This is a genomic window from Kocuria sediminis (assembly GCF_009735315.1).
Taxonomy (GTDB): domain Bacteria; phylum Actinomycetota; class Actinomycetes; order Actinomycetales; family Micrococcaceae; genus Kocuria; species Kocuria turfanensis.
In genome coordinates this window covers 91,559-108,122 of the sequence record NZ_WOGU01000003.1, presented here as the reverse complement: position 1 = coordinate 108,122, position 16,564 = coordinate 91,559, and the positions used below count along the sequence as shown (strand labels likewise).

16 protein-coding genes are annotated in these 16,564 nt (G+C 74.9%); 8 read left to right on the top strand and 8 right to left on the bottom strand.

Annotated features, from left to right (window positions below; genetic code table 11):
• Positions 1-39 precede the first annotated feature (39 nt).
• A complete protein-coding gene (locus tag GMA12_RS04785) occupies positions 40-690 on the bottom strand; it encodes a carbonic anhydrase (protein ID WP_156267713.1) in 651 nt (216 codons plus the stop codon).
• A complete protein-coding gene (locus GMA12_RS19225; RefSeq protein ID WP_162459482.1) occupies positions 687-1,379 on the bottom strand; it encodes a DUF4245 domain-containing protein in 693 nt (230 codons plus the stop codon). The genes GMA12_RS04785 and GMA12_RS19225 overlap by 4 nt, the downstream gene beginning before the upstream one ends.
• 235 nt (positions 1,380-1,614) lie before the next feature.
• Here GMA12_RS19225 and glpX point away from each other — a divergent pair, with 235 nt between their 5' ends.
• Together glpX and GMA12_RS04770 are read left to right on the top strand one after the other, a co-directional pair.
• Positions 1,615-2,562: a class II fructose-bisphosphatase gene (glpX, locus tag GMA12_RS04775; RefSeq protein WP_156268003.1), complete on the top strand. Its 948-nt coding sequence runs from the start codon at positions 1,615-1,617 to the stop codon at positions 2,560-2,562.
• A 198-nt stretch (positions 2,563-2,760) separates the two neighbouring features.
• The gene (locus GMA12_RS04770) at positions 2,761-3,942 is read left to right on the top strand and encodes a hypothetical protein (RefSeq protein ID WP_156267711.1); all 1,182 of its coding nucleotides are present in this window, start codon (positions 2,761-2,763) and stop codon (positions 3,940-3,942) included.
• Between the two features lie 133 nt (positions 3,943-4,075).
• On the opposite strand, the gene GMA12_RS04765 is transcribed toward GMA12_RS04770, so the two are convergent.
• The 4 genes from GMA12_RS04765 to GMA12_RS04750 all read right to left on the bottom strand — a co-directional run bounded on the left by GMA12_RS04765 (position 4,076) and on the right by GMA12_RS04750 (position 8,568).
• Positions 4,076-5,089 carry a lipid II:glycine glycyltransferase FemX gene (locus tag GMA12_RS04765; protein ID WP_162459481.1) on the bottom strand — a complete coding sequence of 338 codons (1,014 nt, stop codon included), beginning with the start codon at positions 5,087-5,089 and terminating at the stop codon, positions 4,076-4,078.
• Positions 5,090-5,164: 75 nt separating this feature from the next.
• Positions 5,165-6,781, bottom strand: a complete 1,617-nt coding sequence (locus GMA12_RS04760; RefSeq protein ID WP_162459480.1) for an LCP family protein — start codon at positions 6,779-6,781, stop codon at positions 5,165-5,167.
• Between the two features lie 49 nt (positions 6,782-6,830).
• On the bottom strand, positions 6,831-7,316 hold the full coding sequence (gene purE, locus GMA12_RS04755; protein WP_156268001.1) for a 5-(carboxyamino)imidazole ribonucleotide mutase: 486 nt from the start codon (positions 7,314-7,316) through the stop codon (positions 6,831-6,833).
• A gap of 136 nt (positions 7,317-7,452) precedes the next feature.
• Positions 7,453-8,568: a 5-(carboxyamino)imidazole ribonucleotide synthase gene (locus tag GMA12_RS04750; RefSeq protein ID WP_240898626.1), complete on the bottom strand. Its 1,116-nt coding sequence runs from the start codon at positions 8,566-8,568 to the stop codon at positions 7,453-7,455.
• A 282-nt stretch (positions 8,569-8,850) separates the two neighbouring features.
• Here GMA12_RS04750 and GMA12_RS04745 point away from each other — a divergent pair, with 282 nt between their 5' ends.
• Complete coding sequence (locus GMA12_RS04745) at positions 8,851-9,492, top strand: GtrA family protein (RefSeq protein WP_370830244.1); 642 nt, start codon at positions 8,851-8,853, stop codon at positions 9,490-9,492.
• Positions 9,493-9,502: 10 nt separating this feature from the next.
• On the opposite strand, the gene GMA12_RS04740 is transcribed toward GMA12_RS04745, so the two are convergent.
• The gene (locus GMA12_RS04740) at positions 9,503-10,291 is read right to left on the bottom strand and encodes a TIGR03089 family protein (protein ID WP_156267705.1); all 789 of its coding nucleotides are present in this window, start codon (positions 10,289-10,291) and stop codon (positions 9,503-9,505) included.
• Positions 10,292-10,603: 312 nt separating this feature from the next.
• Between GMA12_RS04740 and GMA12_RS19220 the strand changes: the two genes are divergently transcribed.
• From GMA12_RS19220 to GMA12_RS19400, 5 genes are all read left to right on the top strand, one after another.
• Positions 10,604-11,134 carry a WhiB family transcriptional regulator gene (locus GMA12_RS19220; RefSeq protein ID WP_156267703.1) on the top strand — a complete coding sequence of 177 codons (531 nt, stop codon included), beginning with the start codon at positions 10,604-10,606 and terminating at the stop codon, positions 11,132-11,134.
• Between the two features lie 14 nt (positions 11,135-11,148).
• Complete coding sequence (locus tag GMA12_RS04730) at positions 11,149-11,646, top strand: DUF3499 family protein (protein ID WP_156267701.1); 498 nt, start codon at positions 11,149-11,151, stop codon at positions 11,644-11,646.
• A 114-nt stretch (positions 11,647-11,760) separates the two neighbouring features.
• Positions 11,761-12,099: a hypothetical protein gene (locus GMA12_RS04725; RefSeq protein WP_156267699.1), complete on the top strand. Its 339-nt coding sequence runs from the start codon at positions 11,761-11,763 to the stop codon at positions 12,097-12,099.
• A gap of 161 nt (positions 12,100-12,260) precedes the next feature.
• Positions 12,261-13,571 carry a L,D-transpeptidase gene (locus GMA12_RS04720; protein WP_156267697.1) on the top strand — a complete coding sequence of 437 codons (1,311 nt, stop codon included), beginning with the start codon at positions 12,261-12,263 and terminating at the stop codon, positions 13,569-13,571.
• A gap of 100 nt (positions 13,572-13,671) precedes the next feature.
• Entirely contained in the window at positions 13,672-14,715 is a 1,044-nt protein-coding gene (locus tag GMA12_RS19400) for a TIGR01906 family membrane protein (RefSeq protein WP_156267695.1), read from the top strand.
• 114 nt (positions 14,716-14,829) lie between these two features.
• Here the strand turns inward: GMA12_RS19400 and GMA12_RS04710 are convergent, their stop codons facing one another.
• Complete coding sequence (locus GMA12_RS04710) at positions 14,830-16,482, bottom strand: dolichyl-phosphate-mannose--protein mannosyltransferase (protein ID WP_156267693.1); 1,653 nt, start codon at positions 16,480-16,482, stop codon at positions 14,830-14,832.
• Between the last annotated feature and the right edge of the window lie 82 nt (positions 16,483-16,564).

Here is a 16,564-nt window from a genome sequence, read left to right as displayed (position 1 = left end):
GGTGACGCCCGGCACGGTGACCCGCGGCGTCAGGGTCCCTCAGCGGGCCGGCAGCCAGGTCCCGTGGCCGTGCACGAGCTCGGCCTGCCCGTCCTCCAGGTGGTAGAAGACGCCCACGACGGCCACCTCGCCCTGCGAGACGGCCTCGTTGATGATCCGCGACTGCTCCAGCAGCCGGGAGGCCGTCTGCTTGGTGTGCTCGACCACGGCCGCGTTGACGTCGGTCTCCCCGTGCCGGCGGGCGTCGAGCACGGACGGCATGATCCGCTCGATGAGGTCCCGCTGGAACCCGCGCGGCATGTCCCCGGAGCGCGCGGTCGCGTGCGTGGCGCTCACCGCCCCGCACGAGTCGTGGCCCAGGACCATGACCAGCGGGGTGCCCAGGTTGGCCACGGCGTACTCGATGGAGCCGAGCACGGCGTCGTCGATGACCTGTCCGGCGGTGCGGACCACGAAGGCGTCCCCGAGCCCGAGGTCGAAGATGATCTCGGCGGCCAGCCGGGAGTCCGAGCAGCCGAAGATGACCGCGAACGGATCCTGTCCCGCTGCGACGGACTGCCGGCGGGAGGCGTCCTGGTTGGGGTGCAGCGACTCGCCGGCCACGAAGCGGGCGTTGCCCTCGCGCAGGCGCTGCCAGGCGGCGGCCGGGGTGCGGGGCGAGGAGTTGTCGGATCGGGTCTCGGGGGTCATGGCTGCTCCGTGGGTTCGGGGTCGGGGGTCTCGGCGAGTGCCGCGGTCACTGCGGTGGCGAGGTGGTCCAGCTCGGCGCCGGGCGCGTCGCCCTTGAGCACCACGGTGGAGCCCTCGACCTCGCCGGAGTACACGGTCAGGGCGTCCTGGTCCCGGGACTCCTCCCGGACGTGGACGTCCCACTGCACGCCCCCGGCCTCGACGGACGCGGAGACGGGCACGGCCTCGGTCTGCTGGGCCAGCCACGTGGGGTTGGCCAGGGACGTCTGCACGAGGCCGATGAAGCTGCCCTGCGGGGTGGCCCAGCCGATCTCCCAGAAGGGCACGCCCTCCGCGGCCCCGGCGTCCCACCGGGCGTAGTTGGCCGTCCAGCCCTCGCCCGGCTCGGGGACGACCGGCGGGAACGGCGCCTCGTCGGCCACGTAGTCCGCCTCCTGGGCCACGTCGACGTCGGGCCGGTACGGCTGGGCGTCCGGGCGCGGCTGGAGCCACACGAACGGCAGCACCAGCAGCAGCAGGACGGCCATCGAGATGATCATGCCCTGCACGGGGGCGTTGATCCGCCGCGCCTGCTTCTCCGTGATCTGGGGCCGGGGCGGCGCCTCGGGGCCGGGCGCGGTCCCGGGCGCGGCCGCACGGGGCGCGTCCGCGGGCGGCTCGGCGGAACGGTCGGGGGTCGGGGAGCTCACGGGTCCATTGTGCCCTGTCCCGGCGGTCGCGGTCGCACCGCCGGGCTGACTGTGGGCCGGCTCCCAGCGCGCGGACGGGCGGGCGATATGCTGGGCGGGACGCGGTCCGCGCCGCGGCCGATCCCGGCCCGGAGGCCCGCAGACCCGAAACTCGAAGGTGAGGAACATCGTGGCCCAGGAATCCACCGGAACGACCAAGGCACCCAGCAACAACGTGGCCGACCGCAACCTGGCGATGGAGCTGGTGCGCACGACCGAGGCCGCGGCGATCGCCGGGGGCCAGTGGGTGGGCGCCGGCGACAAGAACGCCGCCGACGGGGCCGCGGTCGACGCCATGCGCTCCCTGCTCTCCACCGTGCACTTCAACGGCACCGTGGTCATCGGCGAGGGCGAGAAGGACGAGGCGCCCATGCTGTTCAACGGCGAGCAGGTGGGCGACGGCTCCGGGCCGGCCTCCGACGTCGCGGTGGATCCCATCGACGGCACCCGCCTCACGGCGCTGGGCATGAACAACGCCCTGGCCGTCATCGCCGTGGCCGACGGCGGGTCGATGTTCGACCCCTCGGCCGTGTTCTACATGGACAAGCTCGTGGTGGGCCCGGAGGCCGCGGACTTCGTGGACCTGCGGCTGCCGGTCAAGCAGAACCTGCACCTCGTGGCCCGCGCCAAGGGCATCCACGTCAACCAGCTCACCGTGTGCGTGCTGGACCGCCCGCGCCACCAGAAGCTCGTCGACGAGATCCGCGCGACCGGTGCCCGCACCCGGATGATCCTCGACGGGGACGTGGCCGGCGCGATCGCGGCGTGCCGCGAGGGCACCGGCGTGGACGTGATGATGGGCATCGGCGGGACCCCGGAGGGCATCGTCACCGCCTGCGCCGTCAAGGCCACCGGCGGGATCATCCAGGGCCGGCTGGCCCCCACCGACGACGACGAGAAGCAGAAGGCGATCGACGCCGGACTGGACCTCGACGCCGTGCTGAGCACCGACGACCTCGTCACCTCGGACAACTGCTTCTTCGCCGCCACGGGCATCACCGACGGCGACCTGCTGCGCGGCGTGCGCTACCGCGGCCGCCGGATCACCACCCAGTCCATCGTGATGCGCTCCCGCTCCGGGACCGTGCGCATGGTCGAGGCCGAGCACCTCGCCTCGAAGTGGGAGAAGTACGCCCGCCGCTGACCCCGGCGCCCCGGCCCGCCCGGCCGGCGCAGGACCCCTCGGGCCGGTCTCCGGCACGGGGGGTCCTCGTCGTTCCCGTCATCCCGTGTCCGGGGGCTGCTGCGGCGCCCGCCCGCCCTAGACTGGTGCCGAACTGCGGGCGCCGACCGCGGTCCCCCCACCGGGGCGGAGCGCCCGGGTGATGAGGAGGACTCCATCGTGAGCACCACGGTCAGCCCGTGCCCCAACCGCAAGACCTGGGACGCCACCGTCCGGGTGACCGGCGGCCACCCCCAGCAGCTGTGGGGGATCGGCGAGGCCCAGATCTCGGCCGAGGGCCCGGGCCTGCGGGTGGACCGGGTCATGGTCCACGACGCCGAGCAGCGCACCGTGGGCTACGCCCAGCTCTACCTGCGCTCCGAGGCCGAGCGCGTGGTCGCCGGCACGGTGCACGCCCACGTGCACCGGCCCCAGGACCTGCCGGTGGTCGCCGAGGCCCTCGCGGTCTGGGCCCGCGAGGAGCACGCGGCGGAGCTGCTGCGCTTCCAGCCCGACACGCTGCGCACCCCGGGCACGGCCGAGGCCCTGACGGCCGCCGGCTTCGCCCGTCCGGCCACCGGCGGCGGCCCCGACGAGCCGCGCCGGCTGGAGGTCCTGCTGGGGGAGACCCAGCAGGACCTCTCCCGCCGGCTCTGCGAGGCGACCCTGGGCCGGTGCCGGGCGGCCCTGCGCACCCCCGGGGTGACCGTGCGGGAGGTCACCGCGCAGAGCCAGGCGCTGGCCAACATCGGGCTGCGCACCCGGCTCATCACCCAGCTGCTCGAGGACCTGGGGGACGACTCCCTGCTGCTCGTGGCCACCGAGGCGGGCGACGACGGGGCCGAGACCGCCCTGGGCTACCTGTGGTTCGTGCACACGCGCGGGCTGGCGATGATCTACCGCCTGGGCTTCACCCGCCGGGGCCGGGATCTGGGCCTGGACGACGCCCTGCTGCTGACCGGTCTCGTGGAGCTGCAGAAGCGCCGCGTGCAGCGCCTCGACGGCGGGGACCCGGACGAGGCGGACGTGCCGCAGGTGGTCCGCGAGCTGGCCGGCACCGAACGGCCGGTGCTGGGCCCGCGGGAGAAGCCCCTGGGGCGCAGCCCGGCCGGGGAGTTCTCGGCGGAGGCGGCCGACGCCGCGGCGGCGCGCACCGGCACGGCCGTCGCCGCGGAGCTGGGCCTGGAGGCGCCCGCCCCGGCCCGGTCCTGGTCCCCGGACGGGGCCGGGACGGCCGCCGCGGCCACCGACGGCGACGCCGCGGGGGACACCGGCCGCTCCCGGGCCCGGCGGGCCCGGGAGCTCACCCGGCGCGTGGTCGGGGAGGGGCTCTCCGCGCTGCGCGACGCGGCCGGACGCTGACGCGCCGGCCACTCGACAGCGGCCGCCGTCGGCGTCGCGTCACCGGCCGGGCCCGGTGACCGGTGGGCGTCCGTGCCGGCGGGCGTCCTGGCCGAGGCGGGCCCGGGGCGGTGCGCCGTCCGCGGCGATCCGCTCAGGCGTCCCGGCGGCGGTCCAGGGCCGCGCGGAGCCGTCCGGGCACTGCCGGGAGCTCCCGCCGGGCCGAGGCGGCCGTCTCGCGGGCGGCGCGCAGGCCGGTGTAGGCCGCGTAGCGGCTGCGGCTCACCGGCAGGTCCCAGGTCCCCGGGTAGGCCTCCGGGCGGCCGCCGAAGGACTTCTTGAACTTCGTGAAGCCGTGCCACGCGTGCTCCGGGCCGGCGCCCTCGGGGGCCGTGCCGAACAGATCGAAGCGGCGCAGGCCCTTCTGCTTGGCGTCGAGCACCATCCGGACCACCAGCGGGATGCCCGCGGAGAGCTTGCGGTGCTCGAAGTCCATCGCGGCGTGGGCGTAGGTGCGGGTGTCGTCGGAGTCGTAGACGAGGGAGGCTCCGATGGGCCGCCCGTCGAGTCGCGCCTCGTACAGGACGGCCGCGCCGAGCGGCATCAGCGTGCGCGCGGCCTCGCGCAGGTAGGCGTCCTGCTGCCGGGTGAAGTCCTTGCGCTCGGCGGTGGCGTCCAGGAAGCCCAGCAGGACGTCGACGTCCGCGGGGTCGGTGGAGGCGGTGAACGTCACGCCCTTCTTGGCGATGTTGCGGTGCAGGTTGCGGTTGGTGGACTTCATGTCCTTGAGGATCGCGTCCTCGTCCTGCGTCAGGTCGATCACCTGGGTGTGCCCGGGCTGGACCTGGCGCGGCGCCGGGCGCAGGCCGCGCCGGCGCAGCGAGGCCTCGGGGGTCTCGAGCCCGTCGGTCACGGCGGCGTCCACCGGCTCCACCCGGACGAACCAGCACCGCTCCTCCTGGGCCGTGCGCACGAGGTGCTCGAGGGCCTCCTCGAAGGCCTGCGGTGTGCCGGCCTCGGGACCGTACGGGCAATACAGGTAGCGGCCGAGCCGGCCGCCCTCGAGGATCGCGAGGTAGCGCCACCCGTTCCCGGAGGCCTGGAACACCCGGTGCCCCAGGTTCCGCTGGAAATCGGCCCATGCATTCGACTGAAGTATGTTCGCCACGCCCCCACTGTACCGGTGCGTCCGGGACCCCCCGGCGCGTCCGCCCGGGGCCCCCGGCCGGGACAGCGGCCCAGGTCAGGGCACGGAGCAGGTGCCGTTGGGGGTGAGCTCCTCGGCGGGAACCCGGGGGAGGACGGCCGGGATCGGGGCGGCCATGGCGAGGCCCGGACCCACGGCGGCGCCTCGCGGCAGGGCCTCGGCGTCCCGGGCCCCGCGGTCGGTGGCCTCCTCCAGCACCCGGCCCAGGTCCTCGTGCAGCAGGTCGTAGTCCGGGTAGGTTGGGAAGGACGGGTCGTAGTAGGGCGGGCCGGCGGCGAACTGCACCAGCTCGTGCTCCTTGGCCTTCAGGGCCACGTCCACGAACGAGCCGATCTGGCTCTGGGGGATGTCGGTCTCCACGACCTGCGTCCCGGAGTCCGCGAGGTCCTGGAACCGGGCGAGCACGTTGACGGGGTTCAGCTGCTTGAGCATCGCGGCCTGCACGCAGCGCTGGCGGGCCTGCCGGTCGTAGTCGGTGGCCCCCTCACGGGAGCGGGCGTACCAGAGGGCGTGGTAGCCGTCCAGGTGCTGGACGCCCGGCTCGATGTAGCCGAAGATCTCGTTCGGCAGGCCCGTGACCATGTCGGTGCCGCCGCCGATCGGCACGCGTCCGCCGACGTCGATGGTGATCCCGCCGAGGGCGTCCACGAGCTGCTCGAAGCCGTTCATCTCGACGATCGCGTAGGCCTGGACCTCGATGCCGAGCGCTCCGGACGCGGCGTCCTTCATGGCCTCGGCGCCGGGGTCCGCGGCGTCCGGGTACAGCTCGGCGTGGTTGTTCGTGACGTCGGTGTAGAGGGCGTTGAGGATGCACTCGTCGCCGCAGTTGAAGCCCTCGGGGTAGACCTCGGCCAGCGGGGAGTCCTCGGGGAAGGGGGCGTTCTGCAGGTTGCGGGGCAGGGAGATGGTCACGGTCCGCCCGGAGTCGGCGTCCACGCTGAGCACCGTCATCGAGTCGGGGCGCCGGCCCGAGCGGTCCTCCCCGGAGTCGGTGCCCATGAGCAGGATGTTGTAGCGCCCGTCCGCGGGCCGGAAGGGCAGCCCGCCCCCGAAGACGTCCGAGACCGCCCCGCGCGTCACGGACAGCAGGTAGGCGGAGTAGGCCAGCCCGCCCGAGGTGACGAGCATGAGCGCCACGGTGGCCGCGGCCACCGCCCGGCGGGTGCGCTGGGCGAGCAGCCCGGGCCGGATCAGGCGCAGCGTGTCGAAGAAGAGGAACGCCCACCCCAGGGCCAGGCCCAGCAGCACGACGATCAGCAGCAGGGACGTGACCGAGTTGGTCAGGAACCAGATCAGGGGGGTCCGCCACAGCAGGAGACTCACGAGGGTCAGCGCCAGGGCGGCCCAGACGACCACGTCGACCCTCAGGGCGGCGCGCCCCGCCGCCCGCCGGCCCGCGACGAGCTGGGCGCTGCCGGGGACCACGAGCGTGGACAGCAGCAGCGTCCAGGCGCGCCGGGCGCGGGTGCCCTCCCCGGCGTGCTGGGGGTGGCGCAGCGGGTCCGTGAGCCGCGGCGGGGTCGCGGCGTCGTCGTCGGCCCGCCGCACGGCGGTGACGGCGTCCTCGGGCGTCGCACCGGGGCCGGGGCCCGGGTCGGGTCGGTGGTGCGGCGGACGGGGGTCCGGCTCGGCGCGGGGGATGTGGCCGTTCACGGGCAGCTCCGGCGGGGAAGGGCGGGCGGGGAAGGGCGGGGCGGCGGGCTCAGGCGCCGAGGCGCGAGCGCAGGGCGGCGCCCTTGTCCTGGGCGGTCTGCCGCAGCTCGGAGGCGAAGTGCACCAGCTGCTCGCGCAGCTGCGCCGCCCGGTCGTCCGCGCCCGCGGCGAGGATGCGCGCCGCGAGCAGCCCGGCGTTGCGGGCCCCGCCGATGGACACGGTGGCCACCGGCACGCCGGCGGGCATCTGCACGATCGACAGCAGCGAGTCCATGCCGTCCAGCGTCTTCAGGGGCACGGGCACCCCGATCACCGGCAGCGGGGTCACGGAGGCGAGCATGCCGGGCAGGTGGGCGGCGCCTCCGGCCCCGGCGACGATCACGCGCAGGCCGCGCTCGTGGGCGCGCCGGCCGTAGTCGATCATCTCGGCGGGCATCCGGTGGGCGGAGACGACGTCGACCTCGTAGGCGATGCCGAACTCGTCCAGGGCGGTGGCCGCGGCCTCCATCACGGGCCAGTCGGAGTCCGACCCCATCACGACGCCCACGACGGGCTGCTGCTTCTCGTTCACTGGCACTCCTGGACTGCTGGGGTGGTGCGCGGCGCAACCGCGCTCCGGTCTGGGGCTACGGTAGCCGCCGCGGCTGGACGGGCTGTGGGAGGCACGCGGGTCAGGCCCGGCCGTCGCGCAGGACGGCCGCGGCGCGGGACGCCCGGCGGCGCAGCTCCGGGATCTCGTCCGCCGCGCCCGTGATGTTCACGTGGCCGATCTTGCGCCCGGGCCGCACCGCCTTGCCGTAGTTGTGGATCTTGGCGCGGGGCTCGGCGCCCATGGCGTCCCGGTAGGCGCCGAAGAGGTCCTGGTTGGCTCCGCCCAGGTAGTTCTTCATCACCGCGGACCCGCCGATCAGCCCGGTCTCCCCGAGCGGGAGGTCCAGCACGGCGCGCAGGTGCTGCTCGAACTGGCTGGTCACGGAACCGTCCATGGTCCAGTGCCCGGAGTTGTGCGGGCGCATGGCCAGCTCGTTGACGAGGAACCCGGGGCCGCGGCCGGGGGTCTCGAACAGCTCCACCGCCAGCACGCCCGTGACCCCGAGCTCCGTGGCGAGGGTCCGGGCGGCGTGGGCGGCGGCGGTCGCGACCGCGGGCTGCAGGTCCGGGGCAGGGGCGAGCACCTCGTCGCAGACGCCGGCCACCTGGATGGACTCCACGACCGGCCACGCCCGCACCTCGCCGGAGGGCGTGCGGGCCACGAGGGCCGAGAGCTCGCGGGAGAACGGCACCTTCTCCTCGGCCAGCAGCGGGCCGTCCGTGCGGGCGAACCACTGGGCCGGCTCCTCGCCGCGGGCGTCCGCGGCGCTGTCCAGCACCATGACGCCCTTGCCGTCGTAGCCCCCGCGCGGGGTCTTGAGCACCACGGGCCAGCCGGCCTGCTCGCCGAAGGCCACGAGCTCGTCGGCGTCGGCGACCGCCGCCCACCGGGGGTTGGGCAGACCGAGGCGCTGCACGGCCTGGCGCATCCGCAGCTTGTCCTGGGCGTGCACCAGGGCGTCCGGTCCGGGGCGGACGGCGACGCCCTCGGCGAGCAGGGCGTGCAGGTGCTCGGTGGGCACGTGCTCGTGGTCGAAGGTCAGCACGTCCACGTCCGCGGCGAACCGGCGCAGCGCCTCGAGGTCGGTGTAGTCGCCCACCGGCGCGGTGGGCACGGCGGCGACCGCCGAGACGTCGGGGCCCTCGGCGAGCACGCGCAGCTCGATGCCCAGGGCGGTGGCGGAGGGCGCCATCATGCGGGCGAGCTGCCCGCCTCCGACGACGCCGACGACAGGTGCGGTTCCAGAAGCTCTCACCCGACCAGCGTATCCCGGCCCGGAGGGACCGCCCGGCGGACCGCCGGTCACCCGTCACCGGCCGCCCCTGACGGAGCGTGTAACAGGGCGCCGGCGCCCAGGGACCGTGCAGGAGGGGCGGGGTAGGATGTGCCGAGGTCCGCCGCGGGGGCTCCTCCGCGCCCGTCGACCGCTGCGCCGGCCGGCGCCCACCGACCCACCACCTGGGAGACCTGAAGCCGCGTGAACCGTCTCGTCGACCGTTTCGATGCCCTGTGGCACCTGTTCGTCAAGGAACTCATGAAGTTCGGAGTCGTCGGGGCCCTCGCCTTCGTCATCAACGCGTCGCTCACCTGGGTGCTGATGCACACCTGGTTCCAGGACGGTCACCTCAAGGCCAAGGTCATCGCCACGGCCGTCGCGATCCTCTTCGCCTGGATCGCGAACCGCCTCTGGACCTTCCGGCACAAGCGCCAGTCGGACAAGCGCCGCGAGCTGGTGCAGTTCCTCGTGGCCAACGGCATCGGCATGGCCATCGAGCTGGGCTGCCTCGGCTTCAGCTACTACGTCCTGGGCCTCACCAGCGCCTACGCGTCCTTCGTCTCCGGGACGATCATCGGCACCATCCTCGGCACGATCTTCCGGTACTTCGCCTACCGCTTCTGGGTCTTCACCCAGGAGCTCGACGAGGACCCGAACTTCGCCGACACCGCGGCCCTCGAGATCGCGCTGATCACCGGCGCCGCCCCGGCGAGCGCCGAGCACCCGCGGCGGGGAACCGCCGGGCAGGCACCGCGGGAGACCGCCGAGCACACACCTCAGGAGAGCGCCGTGCACTCCGGCCCGGACGCCCCCGAGGGCGCGGGCCCGGCCGAGGGCCGCTGAGCGGAGCGGATCAGAACGCCACGGCGTTCTCGGCCGCCAGCACGGACGCCCAGGACGGGTCGGTGCCGTCCGCCGGCCGGTCCGTGACGACCACCGCCCGGCCGCCGGCCAGCACGCCCAGGACGCGCAGCAGGTGCTCCGCGTCCATCCGCCGCCCCGGCACGTGCACCGCCGCGGCGCCGCCCCACGCCTGCTCCCGCCCGGCCGCGCGCGCGGCGGCGCCCGGCAGCAGCGCCCCGTGGCTCAGGGGCCCGTCCGCCCCCGCCCCCCACAGGGCGGGCCCGTCCGGGTCCGGCTCCTCGACGCCTTCGTACACGTCCGCGTGGGACCGCACCTCGGCGCAGTAGTCCAGGGCGTCGCCGCCGGGCAGCTCCCCCCGGTACCCGAGGGAGAGCGCCGGGCGGTCCAGCACCACGGCCCGCGCCCCGGAGGGCACCCGCCCGAGCAGGGCGGGAAGCCCGCCCCGGGCGTCCACGAGACCTGCCACGGCCCGGTCGCCGGGCTCCGGGGCGCCTCCGGACGGGTCGACCGGCCGCAGCGCGGCGCCCATGGTCCACGTGCCCAGTGCCACCGCGAGGCTGCGCCAGTGCACCTCGTCGCCCAGGGCGACGACGTCGCCCGCCTGCAGATCGAGCTCGTCCACCCACAGGTTCGCGGTCTTGGCCGCCCAGTTGTCCAGCACCCGGCCGGAGAGCTCCACGCGCTCGCCGTCCTGCCCGTACCAGATGAGGGCGGGATGGCTGCTCCGGCGCAACCTGTCCACCAAGCGGGGGACAGAAGCGGGGATCGAGGTGTCCAAGGGGTCCTCCTGAGGGGTCCGGGGCCGCCGGAGGCCGCCCGGCAGCATATGCGCCGGCGTGCATTCTTCGTGTTTCCCGGCGGCTCGCAGCAAAGCGGTCGTGACCTGGAAAAACGTCTACTCCCAAAGGAAATCCGGGCCGATATGGTTCCAAGGGTCCCTCCGGCGAGAGGGTTGACGCAGTAGTAGTTACACACGTGTAATGAGGAAGTCCGGCAGGCGATCACCAAAGATACGTTCTCCGGGATGCAACGGACCGGTACCCCCGCAGTATGCCAGTCCGGGGCCAACGTGTCGGATGGAAGGAAAGTCATGGGAGAGGCCGCACGCCAGCAGCTCGTCGATTCCACCCCCCTCAGCACCTCGCGGCGCAGCGTGCGCTCGGTGCCCGAGGACTGGTTCGTGGATCCGGCCGACCCGCGGGCCGCCGAGCGCCACGTCCGCCGCACCGGCGGAAGCCTGGAGGAGCAGGCCACCGCCTACCTCGCCGCGCACGACACCGTGCAGAACCTCTCGCAGGACGCGGGCGGACCGGTCGTCGACCTGCTCGAGACGCCGGTCGCCGACGGCGGGCTGGACTGGGGCTCGGTCGCCGGGCTGTACGCGGTGGAGGAGGACGAGGGCGAGCTCGCCTGGCAGACCGACGCCCTGTGCGCCCAGACGGACCCGGAGGCGTTCTTCCCGGAGAAGGGCGGATCCACCCGTGACGCCAAGCGCGTCTGCGAGGCGTGCCCGGTGCAGAGCGCGTGCCTGGACTACGCCATGAGCAAGGACGAGAAGTTCGGCATCTGGGGCGGGCTGTCCGAACGGGAGCGCCGCCGCCTGCGCCGGCTCACGCGCTGAGGTAGTTTCGTTCGATGAGCTCCTCCGGCAGTGCCACCCGACGTTGCTCCCGCCAGACCTGCACGCGGGACGCGGTCACGACCCTCACCTACGTGTACTCGGACTCGACCGCCGTCGTCGGACCGCTGGCCGGCCACGCCGAGCCCCACGCCTACGACCTGTGCGCGGTGCACTCCGACCGGCTCACGGTGCCGCGCGGCTGGCAGGTGGTGCGCCTGGAGCTGCCGGAGGACCGGGCGCGCCGTGAGGACATCGGTGCGGTGGCCGAGGCGGTCCGTGAGCCGGAGCCGCCCGCGGCCGTCCGGGAGCGTCCCCGGGCCGTGCTGCGCGACGTGTCCCTGCCCCGCTCCGCCGCGCCCCGGGACATGCCCCGGGACAGGCCTCGGGCCGCGCCCCCGACCGGTCGGCTCCCGGAGCCGGTCCAGCGCGACGTGCCGATGCCCGCAAGCCTGCGGCGGCCGCACCTGCGCCGGCCCACGGGGTACGGGGGCGCGGCGGTGCCCGAGGCCTGAGCGGCGCGGCGCTGCGCGGGATCCCCCGCACGGCGGTGCCCCGGCCCTAGGATGAGCCGCAGACCGTGCCTGTCCGGCACGGAGGCTCTTCCCCCCGGAGCACCAGGAGACCCCATGACTGTCCCTGCAACGACTGTCCCTGCAACGACGCAGCCGACGCACGCCGTCCCGGCCGAGATCGCGCACACGAACGCCCCCGTGCGCCACCCGGAGAGCAGGAGCGGTCACCGCGCCGCTCCCTGGGAGGCCCCCGTCGTCGCCCCGGAGCCGGGGCCCCCGGCGGCGACCGCACTGGACCCGGGACTGGCCGCGATCCTGCGCTGCCCCCTGACGGGCGGGACGCTGATCCCCGTGGACGCGGACCGCCTGATGAGCGACCGCCCGTTCCGGGACGGGGTGCACCCGGTCTATCCGATCCGCAACGGGATCGCCTGCCTGCGCCCCGACCGCTGAGCACCTGGAGCCGGCACCCGCACCTCGGCACCGTCCGGGATCACGAAGCCGTTAACATTCGTACCCGCGGGGTGGCCGAGTAGGTCCTGCACGGGCCGGTGTGCCTATCGTGGGGCCCGTCCCCGAGCGCTTCCCCCCTTCCCCGCGAGGTGCCCCCCACCATGCCCCTGTCCTCCCGTCCCGACCGCGCGCCCTGCGCCGTCCCGGCCCGCCGCCTGCTCGCCCTGGGCGCGGTGACGGCCCTGCTCGCCACCGGTTGCGCGTACGCCGCCGGGGCCTCCTCCGGGGAGCCCGCGCCCACCGCCACGGCCTCCACCGGGTCGCCGGCGTCCTCGGCCCCGAGCGCGACGCCGACCGCCACGCCCACCGCCACGCCCACCGCTACGACGCCGGCCGATCCGCAGCCGGCCGGCGTCGTGGTCACGCCCGCGGACACCGCCGTCGAGCACAACCCCGTGGACCCGGTCGTGGTCCGCACCGGCCGCGGCGAGCTCGGCGAGGTCGTCCTCGTGCCGGCCGCCGGTGGGGAGCCCGTGCCCGGGGAGCGCTCCGCGGACGGGCGCACCTGGACCAGCACGGACGTCCTGGCCTTCGACACCGCGTACGTGCTGCACTGGACCGCCGCGGCCGGCGGCACCACGACCACGGGCACGAGCACGTTCAGCACCGTCTCGGCGGCCCAGGAGGTCGACGCGCGGGTCAACGTGGCCGAGGGCGGGGTCTACGGCACCGGTCAGGTCCTGCAGTTCACCTTCTCGGAGCCCGTCCTGCACCGCGACGAGGTGGAGCGGGCGATCACCGTGCGCGGCGGCGGCGACCGGGCCGGGGCCTTCCGCTGGTACTCCGACACCGTGCTGCGCTACCGGCCCGCGGAGACGTGGGAGGCGCACTCCGAGGTGACCGTCTCCCTCGACCTCCTGGGCCTGGACGTGGGCGGCGGGATGATCGGCAACCACGACCTGCGCCGCAGCTTCTCGATCGGCGCCGAGCACTACGCCCGCGTCGACGACGCGACGAAGACGCTGACGGCCTACGTCGACGGCGAGGTCGCCGGGACGTTCCCCGTCACCCTCGGCAACCCCGACTGGCCCTCCACCACGGGCCGGAAGGTCATCATGGAGCAGGCCCCCAGCTACCTGTTCAAGGCCTCCTCGCTGAGCCTGCAGCCCGGCGACCCGCACTGGTACGAGACCTTCTGGGCCTCCAACGTGTCCCGGCTGACGGCCAGCGGCGAGTTCGTGCACCAGGCCCTGCCCTCGGCGATGCCCGTCCTGGGCCAGGCCAACGTCTCGCACGGGTGCGTGGGCATGTCCGCCGAGGGCGCGAAGTTCATCCACGACGTCTTCCGCCCCGGCGACATCGTGGAGGTCGTCGGCACCGGGTACCCGCAGGCCGACCCCGACGACGGCTACGGCGACTGGAACATCCCGCTGGAGCACTACGCCGACGAGTCGTGGAAGGGCAACTGGTGAGCCGCCGCCGCTGAGGTCCCCGGTGGGTAGGATCGGGACCGACCGGCGCGGTCCCGCCCGCGCCGAGACCCCCGAGCACCCCCGACCGAAGGACCCGCCCGTGCCCTCCTCCAGCAACGACAAGGCCCCCTGGCAGCAGGCCGGCTCCGCCCCGGCGGGCGCCCGGCGCGGCGAGGACCCGGTGTGGACGGGGCTGCTGCCCGCCGTTCCGCCCGCGGACCCCGCGCCGGAGCCCGGCCGCGACGGCGCGCCCGCGCGCGAGGGCGGATCCGGACCCGCGGAGGGCACCGCGGGGGCCGCCGGGTCCGGGCGGGCACCGGGCGGCTCCCGGGCCGTCGGCGCCGCCGACGTCGGGGAGGACGACCAGCCGGACGCGGAGGCCCGCCGCCGGGCCGCCCTGCGCCGTGACGCGCTGGCCGACGAGCCCCGGTTCCCGCGCCTGCAGCAGGTCTTCCTGGCCCTGCTGCTGCCGCTGGCGCTGCTGGCGGCGGCGGTGCGCACGGTGGCCACGCCGCTGTTCCTGTGGGCGGAGTACCACCGGCCCGGCTTCCCCGCGGACCCCTACGGCTTCTCCACCGACGAGCGGATGGTCTACGGCTCCTACGGACTGGACTACGTGCTGAACTGGGCGCCGCCCGAGTTCCTCGGCGGGCTCGTGGGCCCGGGCGGGGGCCGGCTGTTCCTGGGCTCGGAGGTCGCGCACATGACGGATGTGAAGATCGTCCTGCAGAGCGCGCTCGCCGCGGTCGCCGTCCTGGCCGTGCTCGGCCTCGTCTCCTCCCTGTACCTGCGGGCCAAGGCGCCGGGGGCCGCCTCGAGCGCCCTGTTCTTCGGGTCCTGGCTGACCGTGGTGCTGCTGGTGCTGCTCGCCGTGGCGGCGGTGCTCGGCTGGCAGCAGTTCTTCGCCCTGTTCCACTCGCTGTTCTTCGCGGAGGGCTCCTGGACCTTCCGGGTCTCCGACACCCTGATCCGGCTCTATCCCACCCAGTTCTGGATGGACGCCGCGATCGCGGTGGGCGCGCTGACCCTCCTGGGCGCCCTCGCCGTGATGGCCGCGACCTGGCCCACCGCCTTCCGCCGGCACCGGGCCCTCGACCGGGTGCGCCGGCGCCAGGAGCTCAAGCGGCGGCTCGCCGGGCGCTGACCGGGCAGCTCGGAGCTGGGCGGCTCGCACCGGAGCGGCTCAGCGCCGAGCGGCTCGGGCCCGGACGGCTGGAATCCGGACGGATCAGGCCCGGGCGGCTCAGGCCCGGGCGGGTCAGATCCAGGCGGCGAACCACATCCGCTCCCGCCACTGCCCGTAGGGGACCGTCTCGGCGTACCAGACCGGGGCGAAGTGGGCGCTCAGCAGCAGCACCGCGGCCGTGAACACCCCGACCACCACGAGGCCCGCCCTCCGCCGGCGCACGGAGTCCTCCGGTCGGCCCAGCACCAGTCCCAGCATCCCGGCCAGCATCAGCATCAGGAACGGCTGCACGGGCAGCGCGTAGAAGTAGTACATGGTGCGCTCCGGGTACAGGAACCAGGGCAGGTACCCGGCGGCGAACACGCCGAGCAGGGCCCCCCAGCGCCAGTCCCGCCGCACCGCCCACAGCCACGCCGCCACCAGCACGGCGGCGATCCCCGTCCACCACAGCAGCGGGTTGCCGATGTTGAGGATGGCCTGGGAGCAGTGCTCCACGGTGCACCCGGCCGCACCCTGCTCGGGGGCCTCGTAGTAGTAGGAGGTGGGCCGGCCCAGGGTCAGCCACAGCCACGGCAGCGCCTCGTAGGAGTGCTCGGTGCCCAGGCCGCTGTGGAAGCCGTAGGCGGAGGAGTGGTAGGCCCACAGCGAGCGCAGGGGAGCGGGCAGCCACAGCACGCCCTCGCCCGGGTGCTCCTGCGCCCACGATCGGTCGTAGGCGCCGGTCGAGGTCAGCCAGCCCGTCCACGTGAGCACGTAGACCACCGCCCCCGTGCCGACCACCGCCAGGAAGGCGGGCACGCCGTCCTTGAGCACCGCGGCCGGGAACCAGTGCCGGATCCCGGCCGTGCGGCGGGCGTTGAGGTCCCAGAGCACCGTCAGCACCCCGAGGCCGGCGACGAGGAACAGGGCGCTCCACTTCACGCCGACCGCCAGCCCGCAGGCCACGCCCGCGGCGATCCGCCACCAGCGCACGCCCAGCCACGGCCCCCACGCGAGGCGGTGGGCCAGCTGCGCCTCCGGCACCCGCTCGCCCGGGGGCACCCCCAGCCGGGCGACCAGGCGGCGGCGGCCGTCCCGCCGGTCCAGCAGGAGCAGGACGAACGCGAGCAGGACGAAGAACATCAGGAACACGTCGAGCATGGCCAGCCGTGACTGCACCAGGTGCAGCCCGTCCACGGCGGTGAACAGCCCCGCGAGCGTGGCCACGGTGAGCGAGCGGAAGAGCAGCCACCCGGCGGCGCACACCAGCGCGATCGACAGCGTGCCGAACAGCGCCGAGGAGAAGCGCCACCCCACGGGGTCCTCGGCGCCGACCAGCCACATCCCCCACGCGATGAGCCACTTGCCGACCGGCGGGTGCACCACGTAGGAGGGGCCGCTCAGGGCCTCCGGCGGGGTGCCGGCCACGAACAGCTCGTCCGCGCCTTCCGGCCACTCCCGCTCGTAGCCGTAGCGCAGCAGGGCGTAGGAGTCCTTCACGTAGTAGGTCTCGTCGAAGACGATCGCGTCCGGGTGGGAGAGCCCGTGGAAGCGCAGCACTCCGCCCAGCACCACGACGAGCAGCGGCGCCAGCCAGGCCAGGCGGGGCACCGCCGCGGCGGGCGGCAGCAGCCGTGCCCGCAGGGCGTCCGGGGCCAGGGACCGGCGCAGCGTGGTCACCGGGTCCGCGGCCCGGGTCACCGGGCCGGGGGCTGGGGCGCGCACCGAGGAACTCACGGAAGTCATCGTAGGGGACGGCTCCCGCCCGCACCCGACGTGCGCGGGGGGGGGGGGGGCGGGGAAGTGCCCCGGGGCCGGGCCGTAGAGT

Excerpts from the sequence above, each read along its gene's own strand:
- purE (WP_156268001.1), bottom strand. The coding sequence starts at position 7,316 with ATGGGGTCGGACTCCGACTGGCCCGTGATGGAGGCCGCGGCCACCGCC.
- glpX (WP_156268003.1), top strand. The coding sequence starts at position 1,615 with ATGGAGCTGGTGCGCACGACCGAGGCCGCGGCGATCGCCGGGGGCCAG.
- GMA12_RS04710 (WP_156267693.1), bottom strand. The coding sequence starts at position 16,482 with ATGACTTCCGTGAGTTCCTCGGTGCGCGCCCCAGCCCCCGGCCCGGTG.
- GMA12_RS04750 (WP_240898626.1), bottom strand. The coding sequence starts at position 8,568 with ATGATGGCGCCCTCCGCCACCGCCCTGGGCATCGAGCTGCGCGTGCTC.
- GMA12_RS19220 (WP_156267703.1), top strand. The coding sequence starts at position 10,604 with ATGGGAGAGGCCGCACGCCAGCAGCTCGTCGATTCCACCCCCCTCAGC.
- GMA12_RS04730 (WP_156267701.1), top strand. The coding sequence starts at position 11,149 with ATGAGCTCCTCCGGCAGTGCCACCCGACGTTGCTCCCGCCAGACCTGC.
- GMA12_RS04725 (WP_156267699.1), top strand. The coding sequence starts at position 11,761 with ATGACTGTCCCTGCAACGACTGTCCCTGCAACGACGCAGCCGACGCAC.
- GMA12_RS04720 (WP_156267697.1), top strand. The coding sequence starts at position 12,261 with ATGCCCCTGTCCTCCCGTCCCGACCGCGCGCCCTGCGCCGTCCCGGCC.
- GMA12_RS04785 (WP_156267713.1), bottom strand. The coding sequence starts at position 690 with ATGACCCCCGAGACCCGATCCGACAACTCCTCGCCCCGCACCCCGGCC.